The sequence below is a fragment of the Ruegeria sp. CDSC025 genome (assembly GCF_059610805.1).
Genome location: NZ_JBXWOJ010000033.1, coordinates 1 through 2,267, shown reverse-complemented (window position 1 = coordinate 2,267; position 2,267 = coordinate 1). Strand labels below are relative to the sequence as shown.

Here is a 2,267-nt window from a genome sequence, read left to right as displayed (position 1 = left end):
TGGGGCGCTCTTACCTATCGCACGCCGCTGAACAGCAATGGTCTGTACGGTGAGATCTTCTACGGGAACATAAACGCAAAACGTGACCTCTCAGGGGACTTTGCGAGAACAGATATTGACGGCGAGAACTTCACAGTCGCGATGGGTTACCCCGTGATCCGAGATGTGGCCCGTTATGGATATCTTCTGCTGGACTATCGCCTTTCAAAAGCGGATTCAGTCAGTGGTGGCGTACCACTATCCAGTGACGCGAGTGTCGTTGGCCTTACATATCTTTACGGGCAAAACTATCCAAAGGGACAAGCTCTGGAAGCGGGGCTAACCTTATCTTTTGGTGACAATGACAACGACACGACAGACGCGAATTTTGACGACGGGGACTCTTCGTTCTGGCATCTACGAGGCGGCATCGGATACGAAAGCCCACTAACGGGCTTGTCGCCCAACACAGCTTGGCGCACCGAGATTTGGGGGCAGTACACAACAGACCGGCTGCCCTCTGTCGAAGAGTACTTCCTTGGTGATCGTTATGCTTTGCGCGGATATCGTTTTGACGAAGTGGATGGTGATTCCGGGATTTCCGCGATTTTCGAAGTGTCTCATTCCTACTTCCCCAGTTCCCAGAGCATACATCGCTTAACGCCCTTTGCCTTTTTCGACGTGGGTTACATCTCGAACAATGACCCTGCGAGTTTTGAAGTTGACAATGCTACACTGGCATCGACAGGTCTTGGGTTGGACATTGAGTTTAAGCAAAATCTATTCCTGTCCGGATATGTAGGTGTCCCTTTGAGAGACGGTCCGTTGACCGACTCAGGCGATCCTGGCGCGTATCTTGCTCTGACAACAAGTTGGTGAGGATGTTATGAAACTGAACCGAATTGCTGTACTTACCGCAACTTGTCTAATTGCAGAACTGGCCGCTACTCAGGTCTTTGCCGGCGGAAATCACTACGGGTGGTGCCGTGGCGTGGGGAATCTTCACCAGTCAAGCCAAGGATGCGGGCAGGCCGGTGGGCAAGGAACAGGGAATCAAATTACCGGCCCAACTCAGCCGGTAGCAAATCAGTTGCCGCCTAAGGGAACGCAGCAAACGCCCACATCCGTTACTGTTCCAGTCCTTGCGCCGGGCGCGGTTCCGAACGCAATTCCCGGTCAGGTTCCTATCGCGACACCAATAGCGGTTCCCGGTCAGGTTCCCACGCCGGTAGTAGCGCCGACCCTAGCTCCGCCTTTGACTCCAAATGCGACTCCAAACCGGGTTCCGACAGCTGTTCCAAATCAGGTTCCGCCATTGGCTACCGGGCCTACCGCGGTGCCGCCGCAAGTTCCGACTGCAACTCCCAATCAAGTTCCGATAGCTATCCCTGGCCAGGTTCCGCCTCAACCTACCGGCCCAACAGCGGTGCCGCCACTTGTGCCCACCGCGACACCAAACCAAATACCAGTCGCAGTTCCTGGTCGTGTTCCGCAACCCAGCGGCACTACAGCGACGCCACCGCTTGTCCCAACCGCAACCCCCAATCAGGTTCCCACCGCGGTTCCTGGCCAGGTTCCACAGTTGACACCAAAACCTACGGCAACTCACGTGGCCGTCCCAGGACATCCGAAGCCACAAGGCGTCGTGACAATCATGCGCCCAAAGCCGAGGCCGACAACCGGTACTGTTCAGCAACCCGGCACAACACAAGTGACCCACCATTTAACCCACCAACGTAATTCTAAGAAACACGATCACGTCGCAGCAACTCCTGGACGGCATGACCCGCACGACCTGCCGAGGTTCCGCAGCGCAGCGGCCAAGGAAAACTGGGAATGCGTTGCCAGCGGATTTGGGCAACGTCGGTATGATGCCGGGCGCGGCGTGTTGCTGAACAGCGGGGCACTACGACACCTTGGAAATGTGGATGCGATGGCTCGTGATGTACCAGCACGGCACCCGAAGCATTCCGGATGCATTATCTCGGTCAAACGAAAGCAGCGCTGAAGCTCGCTGGGTAGGTTTTGCTCAAACAATGAGATTAATCGACCAAAAGTTCGTCAATTGTCATCTGGTTAATTGGATTTCGTATTGCCCTTATTCCCTGGCGTTTACGTTGGCTGACGTAGCCCGACAATGCTCCGTACCTAAATTTGCTTCGAATAGGCCAACAATCGAAAGTGCCGCACTTCCACGAAGAGCCTCTGACCATCTGGGCCGGTCAAATTAGGCAAGCGAAACTTTGAACGGCAACTTTGCAAAGTCAGCTTTGCCCGCGCTGTGCCGT

The 2,267-nt window shown here is 54.9% G+C and carries 1 protein-coding gene; it reads left to right on the top strand.

Annotated elements, in window-relative coordinates:
* On the top strand, positions 1–858 hold an 858-nt coding region (locus AC2FH8_RS20560; protein ID WP_496690632.1), incomplete at its 5' end, for a ShlB/FhaC/HecB family hemolysin secretion/activation protein.
* Positions 859–2,267 lie beyond the last annotated feature (1,409 nt).